The 18,150-nt window shown below is 41.8% G+C and carries 27 protein-coding genes and 1 pseudogene; 20 read left to right on the plus strand and 8 right to left on the minus strand.

Annotated elements, in window-relative coordinates; genetic code table 11:
- Positions 1-12: 12 nt before the first annotated feature.
- The 8 genes from BGM27_RS09420 (at position 13) to BGM27_RS09455 (ending at position 2,675) form a co-directional block, all read left to right on the plus strand.
- On the plus strand, positions 13-174 hold the full coding sequence (locus tag BGM27_RS09420; RefSeq protein ID WP_020954059.1) for a hypothetical protein: 162 nt from the start codon (positions 13-15) through the stop codon (positions 172-174).
- 37 nt (positions 175-211) lie between these two features.
- On the plus strand, positions 212-625 hold the full coding sequence (locus BGM27_RS09425) for a hypothetical protein (RefSeq protein WP_157870238.1): 414 nt from the start codon (positions 212-214) through the stop codon (positions 623-625).
- Positions 600-1,016: a hypothetical protein gene (locus tag BGM27_RS09430; protein WP_020954057.1), complete on the plus strand. Its 417-nt coding sequence runs from the start codon at positions 600-602 to the stop codon at positions 1,014-1,016. Before BGM27_RS09425 ends, BGM27_RS09430 begins: the two co-directional genes overlap by 26 nt.
- Position 1,017: 1 nt before the next feature.
- Entirely contained in the window at positions 1,018-1,188 is a 171-nt protein-coding gene (locus BGM27_RS09435; protein WP_041482325.1) for a hypothetical protein, read from the plus strand.
- On the plus strand, positions 1,185-1,460 hold the full coding sequence (locus tag BGM27_RS09440) for a hypothetical protein (RefSeq protein ID WP_020954055.1): 276 nt from the start codon (positions 1,185-1,187) through the stop codon (positions 1,458-1,460). Before BGM27_RS09435 ends, BGM27_RS09440 begins: the two co-directional genes overlap by 4 nt.
- Positions 1,447-1,878: a hypothetical protein gene (locus BGM27_RS09445; protein WP_020954054.1), complete on the plus strand. Its 432-nt coding sequence runs from the start codon at positions 1,447-1,449 to the stop codon at positions 1,876-1,878. Before BGM27_RS09440 ends, BGM27_RS09445 begins: the two co-directional genes overlap by 14 nt.
- A gap of 48 nt (positions 1,879-1,926) precedes the next feature.
- Positions 1,927-2,376 (plus strand): group I intron-associated PD-(D/E)XK endonuclease, encoded by a 450-nt coding sequence (locus BGM27_RS09450; RefSeq protein WP_020954052.1) that lies wholly within the window; start codon positions 1,927-1,929, stop codon positions 2,374-2,376.
- A 113-nt stretch (positions 2,377-2,489) separates the two neighbouring features.
- Positions 2,490-2,675 carry a hypothetical protein gene (locus BGM27_RS09455; RefSeq protein WP_157870247.1) on the plus strand — a complete coding sequence of 62 codons (186 nt, stop codon included), beginning with the start codon at positions 2,490-2,492 and terminating at the stop codon, positions 2,673-2,675.
- On the opposite strand, the gene BGM27_RS09460 is transcribed toward BGM27_RS09455, so the two are convergent.
- Positions 2,665-2,904, minus strand: coding sequence for a helix-turn-helix domain-containing protein (locus BGM27_RS09460; protein WP_014470254.1), 240 nt, complete (start codon positions 2,902-2,904; stop codon positions 2,665-2,667). The two genes, BGM27_RS09455 and BGM27_RS09460, sit on opposite strands and share 11 nt — an antisense overlap.
- Before the next feature lie 97 nt (positions 2,905-3,001).
- Here BGM27_RS09460 and BGM27_RS09465 point away from each other — a divergent pair, with 97 nt between their 5' ends.
- Together BGM27_RS09465 and BGM27_RS09470 are read left to right on the plus strand one after the other, a co-directional pair.
- Positions 3,002-3,556: a Holliday junction resolvase RecU gene (locus BGM27_RS09465; protein WP_041482291.1), complete on the plus strand. Its 555-nt coding sequence runs from the start codon at positions 3,002-3,004 to the stop codon at positions 3,554-3,556.
- A 195-nt stretch (positions 3,557-3,751) separates the two neighbouring features.
- Positions 3,752-4,672 (plus strand): annotated as a pseudogene (locus tag BGM27_RS09470) (nucleobase:cation symporter-2 family protein); the annotation flags it as partial.
- Between the two features lie 245 nt (positions 4,673-4,917).
- Here BGM27_RS09470 and BGM27_RS09475 read toward each other — a convergent pair.
- Positions 4,918-5,193, minus strand: coding sequence for a hypothetical protein (locus BGM27_RS09475; RefSeq protein WP_007409505.1), 276 nt, complete (start codon positions 5,191-5,193; stop codon positions 4,918-4,920).
- 366 nt (positions 5,194-5,559) lie between these two features.
- On the opposite strand from BGM27_RS09475, the gene BGM27_RS09480 reads away from it, so the two are divergent.
- A complete protein-coding gene (locus tag BGM27_RS09480; RefSeq protein WP_007409506.1) occupies positions 5,560-6,126 on the plus strand; it encodes a cysteine hydrolase family protein in 567 nt (188 codons plus the stop codon).
- Between the two features lie 229 nt (positions 6,127-6,355).
- Here BGM27_RS09480 and BGM27_RS09485 read toward each other — a convergent pair whose 3' ends face one another.
- Both BGM27_RS09485 and BGM27_RS09490 read right to left on the minus strand, forming a co-directional pair.
- Positions 6,356-6,940: a DUF421 domain-containing protein gene (locus tag BGM27_RS09485; protein WP_007409507.1), complete on the minus strand. Its 585-nt coding sequence runs from the start codon at positions 6,938-6,940 to the stop codon at positions 6,356-6,358.
- A 514-nt stretch (positions 6,941-7,454) separates the two neighbouring features.
- Positions 7,455-7,724, minus strand: a complete 270-nt coding sequence (locus BGM27_RS09490; protein ID WP_007409508.1) for a hypothetical protein — start codon at positions 7,722-7,724, stop codon at positions 7,455-7,457.
- 231 nt (positions 7,725-7,955) lie between these two features.
- Here BGM27_RS09490 and BGM27_RS09495 point away from each other — a divergent pair, with 231 nt between their 5' ends.
- The gene (locus tag BGM27_RS09495; protein WP_007409509.1) at positions 7,956-8,264 is read left to right on the plus strand and encodes an MGMT family protein; all 309 of its coding nucleotides are present in this window, start codon (positions 7,956-7,958) and stop codon (positions 8,262-8,264) included.
- A 28-nt stretch (positions 8,265-8,292) separates the two neighbouring features.
- On the opposite strand, the gene BGM27_RS09500 is transcribed toward BGM27_RS09495, so the two are convergent.
- Entirely contained in the window at positions 8,293-8,901 is a 609-nt protein-coding gene (locus tag BGM27_RS09500; protein ID WP_007409510.1) for a GNAT family N-acetyltransferase, read from the minus strand.
- Positions 8,902-9,065: 164 nt separating this feature from the next.
- Between BGM27_RS09500 and BGM27_RS09505 the strand changes: the two genes are divergently transcribed.
- The 7 genes from BGM27_RS09505 (at position 9,066) to BGM27_RS09535 (ending at position 16,130) form a co-directional block, all read left to right on the plus strand.
- Positions 9,066-10,166, plus strand: a complete 1,101-nt coding sequence (locus tag BGM27_RS09505; protein WP_007409511.1) for a type III polyketide synthase — start codon at positions 9,066-9,068, stop codon at positions 10,164-10,166.
- On the plus strand, positions 10,166-10,672 hold the full coding sequence (locus tag BGM27_RS09510) for an isoprenylcysteine carboxyl methyltransferase family protein (RefSeq protein ID WP_007409512.1): 507 nt from the start codon (positions 10,166-10,168) through the stop codon (positions 10,670-10,672). The genes BGM27_RS09505 and BGM27_RS09510 overlap by 1 nt, the downstream gene beginning before the upstream one ends.
- Before the next feature lie 72 nt (positions 10,673-10,744).
- Positions 10,745-10,840, plus strand: coding sequence for a Fur-regulated basic protein FbpC (gene fbpC, locus BGM27_RS09515; RefSeq protein ID WP_025284905.1), 96 nt, complete (start codon positions 10,745-10,747; stop codon positions 10,838-10,840).
- Between the two features lie 183 nt (positions 10,841-11,023).
- Positions 11,024-14,602, plus strand: a complete 3,579-nt coding sequence (gene dynA, locus BGM27_RS09520) for a dynamin GTPase (RefSeq protein WP_007409513.1) — start codon at positions 11,024-11,026, stop codon at positions 14,600-14,602.
- A gap of 68 nt (positions 14,603-14,670) precedes the next feature.
- Complete coding sequence (locus BGM27_RS09525; protein WP_007409514.1) at positions 14,671-14,928, plus strand: YpbS family protein; 258 nt, start codon at positions 14,671-14,673, stop codon at positions 14,926-14,928.
- A 76-nt stretch (positions 14,929-15,004) separates the two neighbouring features.
- Positions 15,005-15,148, plus strand: coding sequence for a hypothetical protein (locus BGM27_RS09530; protein WP_003153570.1), 144 nt, complete (start codon positions 15,005-15,007; stop codon positions 15,146-15,148).
- Between the two features lie 94 nt (positions 15,149-15,242).
- Positions 15,243-16,130 carry a 5'-3' exonuclease gene (locus tag BGM27_RS09535; RefSeq protein WP_007409515.1) on the plus strand — a complete coding sequence of 296 codons (888 nt, stop codon included), beginning with the start codon at positions 15,243-15,245 and terminating at the stop codon, positions 16,128-16,130.
- A 5-nt stretch (positions 16,131-16,135) separates the two neighbouring features.
- On the opposite strand, the gene sspL is transcribed toward BGM27_RS09535, so the two are convergent.
- Genes sspL through BGM27_RS09550 form a run of 3 tightly spaced genes read right to left on the minus strand, consistent with a single transcriptional unit; the run spans position 16,136 to position 17,395 of the window.
- Complete coding sequence (sspL, locus tag BGM27_RS09540; RefSeq protein WP_003153575.1) at positions 16,136-16,264, minus strand: small, acid-soluble spore protein L; 129 nt, start codon at positions 16,262-16,264, stop codon at positions 16,136-16,138.
- 51 nt (positions 16,265-16,315) lie between these two features.
- Complete coding sequence (locus BGM27_RS09545; protein ID WP_007409516.1) at positions 16,316-16,708, minus strand: reverse transcriptase-like protein; 393 nt, start codon at positions 16,706-16,708, stop codon at positions 16,316-16,318.
- Positions 16,709-16,714: 6 nt separating this feature from the next.
- Complete coding sequence (locus BGM27_RS09550) at positions 16,715-17,395, minus strand: queuosine precursor transporter (RefSeq protein WP_007409517.1); 681 nt, start codon at positions 17,393-17,395, stop codon at positions 16,715-16,717.
- Between the two features lie 81 nt (positions 17,396-17,476).
- Between BGM27_RS09550 and BGM27_RS09555 the strand changes: the two genes are divergently transcribed.
- Positions 17,477-18,148 carry a ribonuclease H family protein gene (locus tag BGM27_RS09555; protein ID WP_007409518.1) on the plus strand — a complete coding sequence of 224 codons (672 nt, stop codon included), beginning with the start codon at positions 17,477-17,479 and terminating at the stop codon, positions 18,146-18,148.
- Positions 18,149-18,150: the final 2 nt, after the last annotated feature.

An 18,150-nucleotide genomic window follows, 5' to 3' on the forward strand; every position in this document is an offset into this window, starting at 1 on the left:
GGGAATTTAAAAATGAGTACACAAAGAGGGGCAAATACACCGGAGGAATTGGCCAAATCAATTCAGAAACTAGGAAAGGAAATGCAAGAATTCAGTGACTGTGGCAATGGTATTCGTGAAATTGTTATTACTCTAGATGAAGATGATGGTTCATTTACGATTACAACAGATTAAAATGTTGATTTTAAATAGAAAGGATGATTAAGTGCATTTGGATAAATGGTGGGGTGTTACTCTAAATGGAGACGAGGGAGCTGTTAAAGCTCTAAGTGAGTTAATGGACATCAACAAAACGCTGTTCGAGAATCTATACAAAGTGCAAGCAAACACAATTGAAGAACATGTAAACAAATTATATGAACGTGTTCCTGAGTATGAAAAGAAGTTCTTGAAGTTTGTCAATGAGCAGTTACCTAATCTGAAGAGGTACTTACAGTTCGAGCTACCTTATAATCCTCAACTAATATCCAGCATAGAATATGAAATTTACATATCAGGTGCCGAAATTGATTGTGAATACCCTTTTGATGCGAGAGGTTGTATTATTACATTCTTTCAACGGGTACCAGAAATATTCGATTTGCACAGGGAGGGATTGAATGAAAAACGCAATGTCCTGGTTTGATTTAGATTTTGAGTTTAAACCAGACAATAACATTGATGAAGCTCTATTGCGGTTATTTGATCTCATGAAGAAGAGTCTCCACATTTATTTCAATATTGAAAACTCTTCTGATATTCACGAGTTTTTAAAAATCGCAACAGCAAAAAATAATGTTGATTACTTTATTGAATGGATTAGGGGAAAGGGCATCCCAAGATTAAAGAAAATTGATTTTGAAAATTTACCAAGCAATGATCAATTTCTTGCAATGATTGAGTTCGATGAATACTGTCTTAAATGTGAGATGGATTTTAAAGAACCAGAAGAGGTAAGGAGCTGTATCATCACGATTATTAATAGTATTCAAGAATATATTAATATTTGCAAACAGTTAATCAAAGGGGGTGAGTGATCTGATCGTTACAGCATGGATATTGTTCGTTGCATTTGGGCTTGTGTTGTTAGCAAACATGGATTCCAAAGGGAATATTAAATTTGCAGTGTATATTGGTGTAATTAAATTTGTTTCAGTTTTCATTGTTGCCATTGCAGCAGGAGTGATTTGGGGAGGGTTATTTCAATGAGCAATATCACCGATATTGAAAATAAATATGTAAAGCTAAAGCATGTCAAAGAACTATTGGGGTTAATAAAGACCAGAGACAGTTATTATGATTGGTCGGATAGCTATGAAAAATATGATAACAAAGTAAAAAATACAGTAGAGTGGTTGGAACGGAATGCTAAAACATTGGATAAGCCGATCAAATTTAATCAAAAAGAAGAATTTTATGAAGTGACAAATTATGAACCAGTGAAAGGGTTTAGGGAGGATTATTTCAATGAAGACGATTAAATTATATGAACTTGTATTACAAGGTAAAAAACCGATTATTAAATTTAATGACAATGTGTATGAATGGATTGAAGAATCAGTCGATCCCATGATGATGGGGAAAATAATTGGGGTTTCAATTGAGTATGATGAGATTAAATTTTTATTAGATTTGAATCCTTTTGAAGCATACAATCGAAGCGTTGCGCGGTATGATTGGAGAGATGATGAAGGGAATAACGTTTTATCATGGTTTGAGACTTCTTTCTATCCGAAAAACGGAATTGCAGCTATTTACTTGCCTATTGATGAAAAAACAGAAATCGCATTTGATTTTATAGAAGAGGATTCTTTATTAAATGAATATGCAAAAAACACTCAAGAGATGTCGTATGTTGAATGGCTGGAAAATGAAGTTAAGCAATTAAGGATTAAATAAAATCGGTCTTTTGTTTAGAGTAAAAATAAAATTAGTAGAGGTGAATGTATGGGTCTATTAAAAGATGAAAAAAGAAAAACTGGGGACTGTGGAGAGTTTCTAGTTTTATATGACTTAACTAAAAAGGGGTTTGAGCTTTTTTCCCCAATGAATAATGGAAGCTTAATTGATATTGTTGCTATAAAAAATGGTGCATCCTTTAAAATTCAAGTAAAAGCTTCTAATAAGGTTCTGAATGATAAATTGGTATTTGATATTCGCAGATCTAACAATGTGTATTCGAAAACTAGTTTTGATGTTCTTGCTTTAGTTGATACTGAAAACAATAAAGTCGCCTATTTGAAGTGGGAAGAGATGTATAACCGTAGCACAATAAAAATGAGAACTAGTAACTATAATAGGAATTTTCATAGCCCGCATACCACAGTACATTACTTTGATGATCATTTAGAATTTCCATATAGAGCGAATGATCCTGATATACTAGTTACCCATTAAGTGATAATGGACAATTACTTAATCAAGAAATGACATACATAATCGCATGATATAGTTACCATTTAGTAGCGAGACAATAAATTCAAATAACATAGGGAAAAGAGGCGAGAACAATTAACAAGCCTTATCATTCAATTCAAGCACTGTGTAATAAGATGGATAGGCAAATGAAAACAGCAAAGGAGGCCATTGAAGAAAAAGATTACGAAAGAGCCCACCGTAACCTAATCAACCTTTCGGATAATAATGAAGAATTGATGCAGGAAATCAGATGGGCTCAAAAAGGGATTAAGATTTAACTTTTCTTCTTTCTTCGTGGTTCCATTCGTATAGCTCTTCAATTGAGCAACCAATGGCATCAGCAAAAGTCATGCCTGTAGCTAAGTTCATATTTGCTTTGGCTCCACTTATATAATCGTGGATACGTTGTCTCGGATATCCTGTACGTTTGAAAAGGTCATCAACTGTGAGGTCATATTCAAACATTAATTCATTTAAACGAGGGCGTAGGGGTGTCCATTGCTTCATTTCGTACACTTCTTTCAATATTAATTGACATAAAACAGTGTAACAAAGGTTTATTTTAATATCAATTTTGATTTCAATATTTTAGGAGAGTGATTGATTGGTAGGTACAAACCAGGGTAAGGTTTTTGAAGCAAATATAGAAAAATCAGCTGCAGATCAAAAGCTGTTCTTTTACAGAATCAAAGATGTTAACCCAATGTTTTTGAAAAGGGGAGCAGCTGTATCAAAAAACAAATACGATTGCTTCCTGCACTTTAAAGGTTATCTTTTTCCTTTTGAACTTAAATCAACAAAGAACAAGTCTGTATCTTTCAGTGAAAAGATCATTAAGCCACAACAGATTAAACACTTAAAAGAGGCAGCGCAATATCCAAACATAATTCCTGGTTTTCTATTTCAGTTTAGAGAGCCAGAAAACAAAGTTTATTTCGTACATATTAATGATTTCCTTACATATAAGAACATAGCTGAAAATCAGTTGTCACATACATATAGGAATAAAGTAAACAAATCCAGCATTCCACTTGCAATTTGCGAAGAGATCGGCACAGAAGTCCGTTCGATGAAGAAAAAAGTTAACTATACATATTACTTGAATAAGCTTTGCGATGATTTGATTAAAAAAGAACAGCAGAGTGTGAGCGCTGTATGAGTGAATTCGTTAAATCGTCCTCAAAGCAATCGTTTGAAATAGAAAAATATCATATAACGATTGAAAGCATGAATCAACCATCAGCTGAAGCAATTAAGAAAGTCAACCTAAAAGTGAATGAAGTAATGTCTAATTTATTAGCAAAAGAAAAGAGCCATTAAACCGGCTCTTTTTTGTTGTGCCTAAACTATAATGCTTGTGACGATTATCGGGATGACCTTAATGCCGGTCGCGATGAATCATATTGCCGGCGGGGAAGGCAGCAAGGATTTCGGTGATCCGGCTAACCTTGCCCTCGGATTTACGGTGCTCGTCATCATCGTGCTGCTTTATCGGTTTACAAAAGGATTTTTGAAATCCATTTCGATTTTAATCGGCATTGTCATCGGGACGGCCATCGCATATTTTATGGGAAAAGTGCAATTTGACAATGTGGCGAATGCTGACGCAATTCAAATGATTAAACCGTTTTACTTCGGGACGCCGACATTTCATGCGGCACCGATTATTACGATGTCCATCGTTGCCATTGTCAGCCTTGTTGAGTCAACCGGCGTCTATTTCGCTCTCGGTGACCTGACAAACCGTCGCCTGTCTGAACGTGATTTAGCAAAAGGCTACCGCGCGGAAGGCCTGGCGGTATTCATCAGCGGCATTTTTAATGCTTTTCCGTACACGGCTTATTCGCAAAACGTCGGCCTCGTGCAGCTGACAGGAATTAAGAAAAACGCGGTTATCGGTGTCACGGGCGCACTTTTAATGCTCTTCGGCCTTTTTCCGAAAATCGCAGCCTTCACGACCATCATCCCGTCTTCCGTACTGGGAGGCGCGATGGTGGCCATGTTCGGCATGGTCATCTCCTACGGCATTAAAATGCTCAGTCAAATTGACTTTAAAAAGCAGGAAAACCTTCTGATTGTCGCGTGTTCGGTCGGATTGGGACTCGGTGTAACCGTCGTTCCCGATATGTTTAAGCACCTGCCGTCTTACTTCAATCTGCTGACCACAAACGGAATCGTCGCCGGAAGCTTTACCGCCGTCCTTTTGAATATTATTTATAATATGATTCCTAAAACGAAAAAAACCCTTGATGTGACAAGGGTTCAAGAGGGTTAGTGATCCGTTTTCTTTAAAATAACATCTTATTTTATCCAGATCGAGGATGCTTCCGAAAGTTTGCTGAACTTTTTGCGAGGCATCCTCTTTCATTTATTATTTTCATTGTTTGAAAAGAAACAAATTGAGTGATGAGGCATCCGCCTTTTTTGCCGAAAAACCGTCCCGAACTATATGTACGTGAACGAGTATCTTGTGCACGGATCCTTACAAATGAGAGTGAAAAGAAGGGAAAGCCCCTTCTTTTAATTAATCCATCCTTCAAAAGTTGCGCGATAGAACCCTTCGATTATCTCTACTTTCTTAAGGTAATATGTAACACCATTCTTAACAGTTGTATTTGGGATATCCCATCTATGAAGGTAATCCATTGTAAAAGAATCTTTGGTCGCTTGTGTCGAAATTTTTGTTTGAGTTGAGTCGCTATTTGTATTGCCAGGGCTAGATGCAAAAGCAGGGGCAGCGGAAACGAGTAAAGCGAGAGACAAGGCAGAACCAGTTAAAACTTTTTTTAATTTCATTTTGAACACTCCTTTGTTTTTTAATACACTTGTATTATTACATACAATACAAAAAGAACCAAGGGTTTTTTTGTTAATATTTTGTGAGCGTGAATGTAGTTAGGGGAGTGGATGGCGATAGGAGCGATGCTTTCATTCACTGTTGCGGCTTATTTCAGAATATTGATAAGTATATAGAGAAAAAGAGTTGAATATTGCTGGCTTCTGGTGAGCTGCAGCCTTTGAGTCAGTGTTTGCTTTAGCTATTCCAGCGCTTTTCCAACGGGGAAGGTGCGATATGAAATTTAACACTGAAACAATTGTACAAAAGTAAAATCTTTATTTAAAATGTTATAAATGCGAATTTTCAATATAGGAGGTTATCTGATGGCAGAAAAGAAAAAAGCTTTAATCATTGTGGATGTACAAAAAGCCTTTGATGATAAAAAGTGGGGAGACCGAAATAACGTAAAGGCGGAAGAAAATATCAGCAAAATACTGAAATTATGGAGAGAAAAAGGATGGACAGTCATATACATACAACATATTTCTGATAAACCTGGTTCTTTATTTTATCCAAAAAATGAGGGGGTTGCTATAAAGGAAATCGTTAAACCTATGGAAAAAGAAGTCATTATAACCAAAAAAGTAAACAGCAGCTTTATTGGGACTAATCTAGAAGAGCTTTTAAAAGCAAATGATATAACAACTGTCGTAATCACTGGCTTGACTACGCCGCACTGTGTTTCAACAACCACAAGGATGAGCGGTAATTTAGGATTTGATACATACCTGATTTCAGATGCAACAGCAGCCTTCGGAATGAGAGATCAAAATGATACATATTATGATGCAGAGACTATTCACAATATATCTCTGGCAACATTGCATGATGAATTTGCCACAATATTAACGACTGATCAATTAATCAATGATTTTATAAAAACAAACTGACTAACATTATGGCTAAGGGCGGCGGTAGGGATAGGCGGCTGAAAAGCATATTCAGGCGCATACAAGGACCTCTCGAAAAATACGGGGATTACCGACTCTTTTCATCGTCGCAATATCGATTGAAAAAGGCATCTGCTTCAGATGCTTTTTTTGTTTCTTGTAAACCGGTTTTGATCGGCGGTTAACGGTCTGATTCGGCGAATAACAAAAGGCTTTACTAATCAGCGAATTATTCAAGATTTTTTGGCTTATGCTGGGCCTGGTGACTTTTGATTTCCTCGAATAGATTGGCTTGATCATCTTTTTGAGGCTGAGGCTCTTTGTTAAGACATTTTGGATCGATCACATTTTTAAGATCTTTGATGGTTAAAGGCTTACAGTCATCTTTTAATTCGTAGCCTAATTGTCCATTAGCTTCTAAAGTGGCATATTTAATTGTGTTTATATCTGAAATGCCAAGAAGCCTTAAACGCATTTCGAGTTGATCTGCTGTCAGTCTCAGCTTCTTTAAGTTTTCTATATTGAGTTGGCCGTCTTCTATAACGAATTTAGATTTTCCGGTTAAAAAAGATTCAATCCAGTTTACTTTTACTTGAAACCATTCCATCAAAATCAAAGCGCTAAAAAGGATAGACGCAGCGATTAATGTTTTCAATAAACTAGTTTCTAAAATGGGGTGAACGATAATCGTACCGATTGAAATCATCACCATTGTCTGTGCAATGGTCATTTGTGCAATGGATTTTCTCCCTGAAATTCTCAGTAAAATCATTCCGAATGCAATTATAATTAATTCTTCCCAAGCAAATCTCATGTTATCACTCTGGATTGTGTTTTATCAAAAATAAAAGAGCAAGTAAGAGGTTTTATGGGGTACTTGCTCACGAAGAATTATTGCCCTTACATTTAATTTTATTCATTTTAGGTGTTTTCCTAACTGGAGAAACTATTCTGCGAGGGTGAATTCATTTCGGAATCTCCAATACAAGAGGCGGCGGTGAATATTGGTGGCTGAAAAGCACACCAAGGAGTATAAGGAGTGCGTAAGGCATGAAATAGAAGAACCTTGCCAAGAAATACGAGTTGTCAATTAACACAATTAAGTCATAGGAAAAGCGGCATGGTTGGGAACAAAAAAGGATGCATACTGAGACATTCTGCTAAAATGCATTGAGGAACAACGGTCTGCTGCTGAGACAGAGCTTGAAATACGGTTGCTTGGGATCGCCGCACAACGTTCTTCGTTGATCATGGTTTTTAGGAGGTTAGTAGGGAAAACAACTATGAAAAAAGGGATGAGAGAAAAATCTCTTATCCCTTAGATAATCTTAAAACCAACCTTGGTATTCACCAGTCCATGTGCCATCACTGTTCTGCTTGGCATCTTTTAAATAGTATTTAACTCCAGCAAATACTGTTACATTAAGAAGTTCTCCACGTGTATTAGCATTGATGTATATAGTTTTTAACACTGCCTGAGGAGCTGCAGTTTTATGACTCCCGCCATCTGCAGTCGGGCTTGCTGCAAAAGCAGGAGCAGCAGAAACAAGTAAAGCAAGTGATAGAGCTGAACCGGTTAAAACTTTTTTAAATTTCATTTAAAACACTCCCTTTTTTTATTTGATACAACTGTATTATATAACTGTATGTAAAATTTGTCCATATAAACTTATGTTAACTTTTTGTGAATATAAGAAAGTATTTTCCACCATGAGTTTTATTAACTCGTATCATCTTATTTTAAGCCTCCAGAGTAAGGCATCATCATATGACGTCAAAACTGTTGTATGATACTAGGGAAATCATTTTTAGTCGAAATGGGGAGTTGCATGACATTTACGGAACGGGCGGTAGCCATTATCAAACAGATTCCTGAAGGAAAAGTGATGACGTATGGTCAAATTGCCGATCTTGCGGGAAGTCCGCAGGGAGCGAGGCAGGTTGTGAGGATTCTTCACTCCATGAGTAAAAAGCATCGTCTTCCTTGGCACAGGGTCATCAATGCAAAGGGCGAAATCGGATTGAGAGACGAAGAGATGTTTTCTGTACAGAAGCTGTCTCTTGAAGCTGAGGGGGTAGCGGTCACGTCAGACGGACGGATCGATCTCAATTTATACGTATATGATCCGAATATGTAAAAAAACCTGCCATATATCGGCAGGTTTTTCAGTTATATGCTTTGAGCCGGCCAGAAAGGTTTTGCCGGATATAAGGCCATTCCTCCCGAAGGATGGAGTAGTAGGCGGTATCTCTGAGACCGCCGTCGACAGCCGGAATGTGTGCGCGGCGGATCCCTTCAAATTGGGCTCCGATCCGCAAAATCGCAGTCCGTGAGCGCTGGTTGCGAACGTCGGTTTTCAGCGTCACCCTGACAGCTTGCCACACGTCAAACGCATGAGTCAGCATCAGAAGTTTACATTCCGTATTGACACCGGTCCGCTGCACGGCAGAGGCATACCATGTGCTGCCGATCTCACACACTTCCGGAGCTGCGTCCGCCGGCCGCGTAAACACTTCCGCATCCATAAACCGCGTGCTTCCGACGATTCGGTCTGTTTCAAGACTCCGTACTGCAAAAGGCAATGCAAGTCCTTTTTCATAATCGGAAAGCGCACGCTCAATATAACGCTTTGTTTCTTCGATTCCGTCAGGGACATGGGTGTAAGCGTAAGTCGTCCTATTTTCTGAAGCAGCGTCACAAAGTGCCTGAGTGTGATCAATCGTCATCGGCTCTAACTGAACGAGTGACCCTCTAAGAATGACAGGCTTCAGCATTCTTATCACAACCTTTTTTATGAATGGATCAAGTATAGTCGAACGGTTTCTTATTCAAAAGGGCCAATTTCCTATTAAAATGGCATGTCAGTGAAATCCTCGATTCAAACTTATGCATACATTCAGGAAAAAAGCGGAAACCTTTATGTAAAGAGGTGATGGGCATGGCATATGTGTTATCTGTCGGAACGAGCATTCCAAAGTATCATGTCTCGCAAGAAACGGCGGCGGATTTTGCGAGAGGGATGTTTGCCGATTCATTTAAGGATATTGATCGGCTGTTAAAAGCCTTTCAAAACGGCGAAATTGAATCAAGGCAGTTTGTCCGGCCGATTGAATGGTATAAAACGGCACGGGGTTTTTCAGAAAAAAACCGGCTGTATACGGAAGAAACCGTCAAGCACAGTGCGGATGCGGCACTTGATTGTTTAACAAACCCGGATTGTTTAACAAATCCCTTTCCATATGAAAAAGTGGATGCGATCTTTTTTATTTCCAGCACCGGGCTTTCGACACCCAGCATTGAAGCGAAAGTGATGAATCAGCTTCCGTTTTCTGCGAAAACAAAACGGATACCGATCTGGGGCTTAGGATGCGCGGGCGGAGCGGCCGGCCTGTCCAGGGCGTACGAATACTGCCGCGCGTATCCTGAAGCATACGTGCTTGTCATCGCGGCTGAACTCTGCAGCTTAACGTTTCAGCCGAACGACAAGTCAAAAAGCAACTTAATCGGAACTTCCCTGTTTGCGGACGGGATTGCCGCAGTACTAATGGGAGGAGAAAAGGCGAACCGAAACGACGTCAAACAGCCGCTTCTTCCGCGGATATTCGCCACTCAATCGGTGATGATGCCGGATGCGGAAGATGTGATGGGCTGGGAATTCACCGACAGCGGTTTTCAAGTCATTTTTTCAAGAGACATTCCCACCCTGGTTTCACAGTGGCTGAAGGACAATGTTGATGAATTTTTATTTGAATATGGTGTCAGTCCTCACGACATTAAAACCTTTCTTGCCCATCCAGGCGGGAAAAAGGTCATTGACGCCTATTTAACGAGTCTTTCAATGGGCACCGGGCAGCTTGCGGCATCTCGGAAGGTGCTGCAAAAACACGGGAACATGTCTTCCGCAACTATTTTTCATGTGATAAAAGAACAGTTGCTCAACGGACGGCAGAAAGAAAACGAAAAAGGGCTGATCGGCGCTCTCGGGCCGGGATTTTCGTCTGAGCTTTTGCTGTTCAGCTGGGAAAAGGGGGCTTCTTAATGTTTTGGCTGTTTATCATGCTGCTTGCGGCCCAGCGGATTGCGGAGATGATCGTGGCCCGGCGCAATGAGCAAAAGGTGAAAAAGCAAGGCGCAGTCGAATACGGAGAAGGACATTATCCCTTTCTCGTCCTGATGCACGTGCTCTTTTTTGTCTCTCTTACAGCTGAGGTGGCGGCGTTTAAAAAAACGCTTTCTCCAAGGTGGGCCGCCATTATATGTATCATTTTATTTGTACAGGGGATCAGGTATTGGGCGCTATTATCATTAGGGCGGTATTGGAATACGAAAATCCTTGTCGTGCCGGATGCGGAGCTTGTCAGAAAGGGGCCGTACAGGTGGATGAAGCACCCGAACTACGCGGTCGTCATCTTAGAATTTATTTTTCTGCCGCTGTTATACGGAGCGTATTGGACACTGTTTCTCTTTTCGATTCTCAATGCCTGCATGCTCACTGTGAGGATTCGCGCCGAAGAGAAAGCGCTAGAAGAAAACACCGCAAAATAGAGATTGAAAATCATTCTCACTCATGATAAGATATAAATATGAAAATGATTCTCATTCAAGGTGGTGCCAAAAATGACAATGTTATTTTTATTTGCAGCCGTTTGTACATACAGTGTTTTAATTGGTTTCGTATTGAAAAAAGTTTCGAATAAATCGATGTCTTCTTAAACATCTGCGGTTTTTCCTGCCGCGGGTGTTTTTTCTTTATCAGCTGCCGATATCGGCGGCTTTTTTGCGTTTCCTGAAGAAAAGTGAGCCATTCTTGTGTAAAATGGGGGAGAGGTTTTTTTCAGAGCTTTCTAAAAATGAAAAACGTCATTTGATGCGACAGACACAAAGGGGTAAAGACACATGACAGAAGAAGAACGCCATAACAGGGAGATTTTCAGCAGAACGGGTGCCTTATACGCACAATTTTTGGATCATCAGGATGAAAAACGGGCCGATCAGCTCGCTGCCATTATGAAAAAAGCGGCTGATGAAGAGGTTTATATCGCGTTTACCGGGCATTATTCGGCCGGAAAGTCCTCTTTATTAAATACATTGCTCGGTGAAGACATACTGCCGACAAGCCCGATTCCCACAAGCGCCAACCTCGTCGTCATCCGGCACGGTGCAGATAAAGTCGTGCTTCATACGACGGACGGGGCTTATGCAGAGATCAAAGGAAGTTACGATAAAGAACAAGTGCAGCAATTCTGTAAAGACGGTGAGCAAATTGAGACGGTGGAAGTCTATGCCGGCTTTAAGGAGTCAGAGCCTTATGCGGCCTACATTGACACACCGGGAATTGATTCGACGGACGAAGCGCATTTTTTATCTGCCGCTTCGGTTCTCCATCAGGCTGACGCTTTATTTTACGTCGTTCATTATAATCACGTCCATTCAGAAGAAAATATGCTGTTTCTCAGCTCCATCAAAGACCGTATTCCGAATTTGTTTCTGATCGTCAACCAAATTGACAGACATGATGAAACTGAAACGAAGTTTGAAGAGTACCGCAGGCAGGTGGAAGATATGCTTGAAGGCGCGGGAATACCGAAAGAATCGCTTTTCTTTACGTCTGTCACTGAGCCTGACCATCCTTTAAACGGCATGGAACAGCTGAAAAAACATCTGCAGAAGCTGAAACAGCAGGCAAAAACAAATTTATGGTCCTTAACGGAGAGAAAAGTCGCACACTTAGTCACAGAGCATACAGAGATGCTCGTAAAAGAAGATAAAAACAGCAGCGGAGAGCAGTTTGACAAACAAGAAGCACTTGTCCGTTCTGTTGAAGATGAGCTTAAACAAGCCGTTCAACAGGCTGAAACAGCAGAGAAAGACATCAGAAAAGACGTGCAGAACATACTGCAAAACGCTAATCTGACACCCTTTGAGATGAGGGAGCTTGCATCTGCTTATATTGAATCACAGCAGCCCTCATTTAAAACCGGATTATTCTTTTCAAAAGCGAAAACGGCTTCGGAAAAAGAAAGAAGGCGTGCAGAATTTTTTGCTGATATTAAAAAAAGAACGGAAGGGGAAGCGGATTGGCATATTATCGACACATTTACGAAAGCTGCCAAGCGGTATGAAGCGGATTCGGACGAACTGATCAAGAAAATCCAGGCGTACCGCACACCGCTTTCTGATGATATCACCGCTCAGGCCCTTAAGCAGGGAGCGGCCTTTTCATCTGAATACGTATTAACTTATACGAAAGACCTCGCTGAAATGATCAGAAGGGAAGCCAAAAGACAGACAGCGGAACTCATTGAGGAGCTGACCGCTTATGTTCAGACAAAAAACGGACCGCTCATTGAGAACTTGAAAAACCGGCTCGAAAAAGAAAAGAAAATAAGGGATGAGCTCGCGCAATCGGCAAAAGAAGAACGCAATGCCTTGGAAAAAGCAGCCCGCGTCCGCGCTTTGTGGGAAGAAGAATTGACCTGTGATACGGGAAGCGGCGACTGGTATACGCGAAAAAAACGCCTTGCAAAAGCGCCCGTCCAAAAGAAACCAAAAGAGGCTGTACAGCATGAAGTAAGCAAGCCCGAAAAAAATGCGATGAAGGAACTTCCTATAAAAGAGCAGACTGATCGGTTCTATGAGCTTGCCGGGATTCTTGAATCCTCGAGCATATTAGGAAAACAGGCAGAAGCCTTTCGAAGCAGGATTGAGCGGCTTGAAAACCGCCAGTTTACCTTGGCGTTATTCGGCGGATTCAGTTCCGGTAAATCATCATTTGCAAATGCGCTTGTCGGTGAATACGTGCTGCCATCATCACCGACGCCCACAACGGCTACGATCAACAAAATAACGAAACCGCAAGACGGCAAACCGCATAAATCTGCGGAGATCGTTTTTAAAACGGAGGAGGAGCTGGACGCTGAAATGCTTCAGCTGACTGAGCTGAAAGACGCTGATGTAAAGGGGCGTTCACTGAAAGAGAGATGGAATTATGCCATTAAAAAGGGAAAAATTCCGGATGAACTCATCCCGGTGATTCAGACGATGCTGCAGGCGTTTGATACGTACGAAGAACAGATCCGTCAAAGGCTGACACTGACGGTGCCGGTTGAAGATTTAAAACCGTACGCAGCCGAAGAAAAAACGGCCTGCTGCGTAAAAGAAGTCACCGTGTATTATGATTCGCCTCTCACGCAAAAAGGCATCACCATTGTTGATACGCCGGGAGCAAGCAGTATAAACAAGCGCCATACGGAACTTGCCTTTCAATATATAAAAGATGCTGACGCGTTCTTTTATATGACGTACTATCAGCATTCTTTTTCAAAAGGAGACAGGTCTTTTCTGAAGAAACTCGGCCTCGTCAAAGAATCATTCGGCATGGATAAAATGTTTTTTGTCATTAACGCCGCCGATCTGGCCAAAACGGAAAGCGAGCTGGAAACCGTCAAAGACTATGTCCGCTCAGAACTCTCAAAAGAGGGAATTAACCGGCCGAAATTATATCATGTCTCAAGTAAAGAAGAGCTTGCGGGTAAAAAAGCAACTTTTTATAACAGGTTCTCTGATGTAAGAACCGGGCTTGAGCACTTTATTGAGGAAGATGTAATGAGGGCCAGCTGCGCCCAGCTGAAAACAGAGGCGGACAAATTGTGCGATATGGTGGAACAACTTCACGAATCTCTTCACCAGTCGGCAGAAGAAAAAGAGAAAAAGAAACAGCGTCTGGAGTCTTCCTATGAAAAAGCTCTCGCTGACATTTCAAAGCGCCGTACGTCTGAGGTCATCATTCGAAAAGTGATGAAAGATACGGAAGAACAGCTCTATCACATTAAACACCGCCTGACGTTTTATGCGAATGATATGCTGAAAACCGCCTTCCATCCGGGTCTTCAAAACGGTGATTGGAAACAAAATATATCAGCGGCGCTGAATGAAGCGCTCAAGGAATTCCGTTTTGAATATATTCAAGAGCTGAAAACGCTCGATATCCGGATGACCGGTTTTATTGAGCGCCATATGACTGAGGAATGGATGGAAAACTGTCAGAAGAAGCTTATGGAAGACGGAGATTTCTCCATTTATGTCAGCGGTGAAAACGAATTTGCCGTTCAGCTGAAAGAGGTCGCTCCGGTCATTGACGTCTCGGCATTCTCACATCACGTAAAGGAAGTTAAATCACCGAAGCAGTTTTTTGAACAGAACGGAAAAGCAGCGTTTGTAGAAGGGCTCAGGCTCAGCCTGCAAAAAGTGACAGAAAAGTGGCTTGAGCAGGAGAAAGAAAGCCTTTCAGAGCGATATACTGAGCAGGTGCGCCGTCTGCAAGGAGACATGGCGGATAAAAGCCTGTCCCAGATCCGCGAGCAGCGGGACACTTATTTACAAGGTCTTGCGGAAAATACGAGTGCAAGGGAAATTGAACACCTTTACGAAGCCGAAAAAGCATGGAAAAAGAAAGATGAAATGCTGAAAATTTAAAAATCCGGTTGGCGGGCAGATAACAGTCGTGGTAGACTAAAATGAAAAAAAGCGAGATGAAACCTTTTATGTCAGAAGTCCATAAAGCAATTTCAGCACATTCCGCAAAACAGCATCAGCACGTCAAAACATTTGTACAGCTTGATTATGAGCGTGAACAGGCCATTGAAGAAGCCATTGTAAAATGCAGACAGAATAAACCGTTCACGACAGATGCCATCAATGGCATCACCGCAAAAATGAACCAGCTGGCTAAAAAGGGCATCGTGCCGCAAAGACAATTCGTAAGTGAAGAGATGGTGAAAGAATTCGTCAGCAGACAGTAATGGATGAACCTGCCGCGTGTGTCATCAGCGCTTGCTGTACATACTATCCGTATCTTCTCTAAAGGGGGATATGACCATGGGCAGAACAAAACTGGGAAACAGAAATGCTCAGCAGAATAACAATGCCAAAAAGAAAAACGGCTTCGGACAGAAATTTGATTCTTATGCCGGCCGTGAAGCTGAAAAGCTGATGGCAAGCAATAAAAGACACGGTGAGTAAACGTGACGGCAGCATCTTCCAAATGGGGGGATGCTGTTTTTTTACCGCCTTCTTTGGTAAAATAGGAACATTGAATAAAAAGGAGTTTCGATATATGAATAATAAATTACTGCTCGTTGACGGCATGGCGCTTTTGTTCCGCTCGTTTTTCGCGACGGCCGTTCATCGCAATTTTATGATAAATGAAAACGGAATTCCCACAAACGGCGTCAACGGTTTTTTAAAGCATCTTATTACGGCTGTTGATACGTTTCAGCCCACACATGTCGTCTGCTGCTGGGATATGGGAAGCAAAACGTACCGCAATGATTTGTTTCAAGATTATAAGGCCAACAGAAGCGAACCGCCGCTAGAGCTGATTCCGCAATTTGATCTAGCGAAAGAAGCAGCGCGAGAGCTCGGTTTTTTAAACATCGGCATAAAAGGCTATGAGGCGGATGACTGTATCGGTACGCTTTCTGCCCTATTTTCCGGGGAAGCGGAAATTACGATTGTAACGGGTGATAAAGATCTGCTTCAATTGCTGAATCATCAAGTTCAAGTAGCGCTGCTGCAAAAGGGTATCGGCAATTATAAGGTATATACAGATGAGATATTCAGAGAAGAAACGGGAGTTCCGCCAAAAGCGCTGATTGACATTAAGGCGCTGATGGGAGACACGAGCGATAACTATCCCGGCGTTAAAGGGATCGGGGAAAAAACGGCGTACAAGCTGATCCGTGAATATCAAAACATAGACCGGTTATTAGAAAGCCTCGCTCTCTTGCCGAAGGGCCAGCAAACGAAAATTCAGCAAAGCTTGAAAGAATTGGAGCTGTCAAGGCAGCTTGCTGAAATACATTGCGAGGTGCCGTTAGCCTGTACGCTTGAAGAAGCGCTTTTTTCATTAAAGATGGAAGAGGCGGCATTAATGCTCAGACGTCATCAGATAAAAGGAATTGAAAGGATGCTCGAAAAGCTGAACGCCAGAGAGATCAGCTGATCCCTCTAGCGTTTTGTATTGCTTTTTTTTGCGTTGTTTTCAAGGGCTGATTTCGGGTCTTTATGCGCATTTCCTTCCATATTTCCCTGAGGATTCACGCCCCCGGTCAGCCGGCCTTTATTTTCTTTTCTCATAGCTGTTCACCTCATTTGTAGGATGAACAGTGAGACGCAATTTCATTCCGGTTATTTATTCAGCCGAATCGCTTTTTTTGCGAGCTGATCGGCTGTTTGGTTTTGTCTGCCGGGAATCCACTTAATGAAAAACAATGGAAATTCGGCCTTTAAGCGGATGATTTCGTCAACAAACGGCTGGAAAGCCTTGTTTTTAACCGCTTCAAGATCTGCGGCCCGCTCCACGATATCCGAATCCGTCCGGAATGACACGGACTCAAATCCGCGGGCGGCACACAGCTTCATTCCTTCAATTAAAGCGAGAAATTCAGCTTCCTGATTTGAATGGTCGCCGATCGGAATTGAGAAAGATTCTGTTTTCCCGTCATGTTTAATAAAAATACCGATACCGGACGGGCCCGGGTTTCCGGCGCTTGCACCGTCTACATAAATTTCAGCGGGCATCATCCGTCACTCTCCATTCGGTGTCATTTGTTTTGCCGCGTACGCATAAGGGACAGAAATGAGTGACACCGCAAATTTAATCAGGTAAGTTGAAATGAAGATGCTGAACCATACGCCCGCGGAATAAACGCCGATAAAGGCCACGGCAGTGAAGATAAATGTATCCAGCAGCTGGCTGAGCGCCGTGCTTCCGCTGTTTCTGAGCCAGAGAAGCCTGTCTGAAGGAAAGATTCTCCGAATGGCTGAATATACATAAACATCTATCGTTTGGCTGAAAATAAAAGCCAAGAGGCTTCCGAGCGCAACACGCGGCAGAAAACCGAAAATCGTCTCAAGGGCCGGCTGTGCGATATCTGACGCAGCCGGTTTATATAAAAGAGCCCCCTGCATGGCGCATGTCAAAGCGAGCAGAGTGGAAAACCCGAGCCAGACGGCTTTGCGCGCTTCCCTGGGACCGTATTTTTCATTCAGCACATCCGTTGCGAAGAAAACGGTGCCGTACATGATATTTCCCAGTGTCGCCGTAAGCCCGAACAGCTCGACTGTTTTGACAACCTGCAAGTTGGCGCACACCGTGGCGAAACCGATCCATACGAATAGGCCCGTTTTGCCAAATCCTTTATAAAACAGAAGAACAATGATAAAATGAATGACCGCAAATAAGATCCATAACACATCGTTAAACAAAACCTGCTGACTTCCTTTCAATTTGAGAATGGTTTGATTATAGCACACGCCCGTCAACTAATGAATGGTAAGGTGATTTCAATGAATCTTAAGCCGTATATCGAAATAGAAGCAAAAGGAACAGGCCCTGTCGCATTTTTTTCCGAAGATTGGCTGACCGTTCCGAAAGCGCGCATGCTTGCAAGAGAAGTCAGCCGCTTTCCTTATATAAAAGACATTTATTTTGAGGATGAAAAAGGCGCGAGCTGGACGCTTAAAGAATTAGAAAAGCTTACTGAAGAGCTTGCGCACGAACCTGACGACATTACAGTGTATTTCGACGGCGGCTTTGACAAAACAAGCGGACGCGCCGGACTCGGAATTGTCGTGTATTATTCTCTCGGCGGCAAGCGGCACCGCATACGGAAAAACAAAAGCTTAACGCTTCAGACGAACAATGAGGCGGAATATGCCGCTTTGTACGAAGCGCTTAAGGAAGTGCAGGAACTTGGCGCAAGCAGAAATTCAATCACGATAAGAGGGGATTCCCTCGTCGTTTTGCATCAGCTTGACGGCAGCTGGCCGTGTTATGATGAAACGCAAAACGAATGGCTGGATAAAATTGAAGCGCTGCTCGAATCCCTAAAGCTGACACCGACATATGAAGCCGTAAACCGAAAGGAAAATCAAGAAGCGGATGACCTTGCCAGAAAAATTCTCTCGGACCGGCAGATTGAAAGCCGTATAACATTGGAAAGTAACGGAGATGACTGATA

The sequence above is a fragment of the Bacillus sp. FJAT-27001 genome (assembly GCF_019039175.1).
Classification (GTDB): domain Bacteria; phylum Bacillota; class Bacilli; order Bacillales; family Bacillaceae; genus Bacillus; species Bacillus velezensis.

Excerpts from the sequence above, each read along its gene's own strand:
- BGM27_RS09505 (WP_007409511.1), top strand. The coding sequence starts at position 9,066 with ATGGCATATGTGTTATCTGTCGGAACGAGCATTCCAAAGTATCATGTC.
- BGM27_RS09535 (WP_007409515.1), top strand. The coding sequence starts at position 15,243 with ATGAATAATAAATTACTGCTCGTTGACGGCATGGCGCTTTTGTTCCGC.
- BGM27_RS09475 (WP_007409505.1), bottom strand. The coding sequence starts at position 5,193 with ATGAAATTAAAAAAAGTTTTAACTGGTTCTGCCTTGTCTCTCGCTTTA.
- BGM27_RS09500 (WP_007409510.1), bottom strand. The coding sequence starts at position 8,901 with ATGCTGAAGCCTGTCATTCTTAGAGGGTCACTCGTTCAGTTAGAGCCG.
- BGM27_RS09450 (WP_020954052.1), top strand. The coding sequence starts at position 1,927 with ATGGGTCTATTAAAAGATGAAAAAAGAAAAACTGGGGACTGTGGAGAG.
- BGM27_RS09490 (WP_007409508.1), bottom strand. The coding sequence starts at position 7,724 with ATGAAATTTAAAAAAGTTTTAACCGGTTCAGCTCTATCACTTGCTTTA.
- BGM27_RS09555 (WP_007409518.1), top strand. The coding sequence starts at position 17,477 with ATGAATCTTAAGCCGTATATCGAAATAGAAGCAAAAGGAACAGGCCCT.
- BGM27_RS09545 (WP_007409516.1), bottom strand. The coding sequence starts at position 16,708 with ATGCCCGCTGAAATTTATGTAGACGGTGCAAGCGCCGGAAACCCGGGC.
- BGM27_RS09510 (WP_007409512.1), top strand. The coding sequence starts at position 10,166 with ATGTTTTGGCTGTTTATCATGCTGCTTGCGGCCCAGCGGATTGCGGAG.
- BGM27_RS09525 (WP_007409514.1), top strand. The coding sequence starts at position 14,671 with ATGTCAGAAGTCCATAAAGCAATTTCAGCACATTCCGCAAAACAGCAT.
- BGM27_RS09485 (WP_007409507.1), bottom strand. The coding sequence starts at position 6,940 with ATGAGATTTGCTTGGGAAGAATTAATTATAATTGCATTCGGAATGATT.
- dynA (WP_007409513.1), top strand. The coding sequence starts at position 11,024 with ATGACAGAAGAAGAACGCCATAACAGGGAGATTTTCAGCAGAACGGGT.
- BGM27_RS09480 (WP_007409506.1), top strand. The coding sequence starts at position 5,560 with ATGGCAGAAAAGAAAAAAGCTTTAATCATTGTGGATGTACAAAAAGCC.
- BGM27_RS09495 (WP_007409509.1), top strand. The coding sequence starts at position 7,956 with ATGACATTTACGGAACGGGCGGTAGCCATTATCAAACAGATTCCTGAA.
- fbpC (WP_025284905.1), top strand. The coding sequence starts at position 10,745 with ATGACAATGTTATTTTTATTTGCAGCCGTTTGTACATACAGTGTTTTA.
- BGM27_RS09420 (WP_020954059.1), top strand. The coding sequence starts at position 13 with ATGAGTACACAAAGAGGGGCAAATACACCGGAGGAATTGGCCAAATCA.
- BGM27_RS09460 (WP_014470254.1), bottom strand. The coding sequence starts at position 2,904 with ATGAAGCAATGGACACCCCTACGCCCTCGTTTAAATGAATTAATGTTT.
- BGM27_RS09430 (WP_020954057.1), top strand. The coding sequence starts at position 600 with ATGAAAAACGCAATGTCCTGGTTTGATTTAGATTTTGAGTTTAAACCA.
- BGM27_RS09530 (WP_003153570.1), top strand. The coding sequence starts at position 15,005 with ATGGGCAGAACAAAACTGGGAAACAGAAATGCTCAGCAGAATAACAAT.
- BGM27_RS09440 (WP_020954055.1), top strand. The coding sequence starts at position 1,185 with ATGAGCAATATCACCGATATTGAAAATAAATATGTAAAGCTAAAGCAT.
- sspL (WP_003153575.1), bottom strand. The coding sequence starts at position 16,264 with ATGAGAAAAGAAAATAAAGGCCGGCTGACCGGGGGCGTGAATCCTCAG.
- BGM27_RS09445 (WP_020954054.1), top strand. The coding sequence starts at position 1,447 with ATGAAGACGATTAAATTATATGAACTTGTATTACAAGGTAAAAAACCG.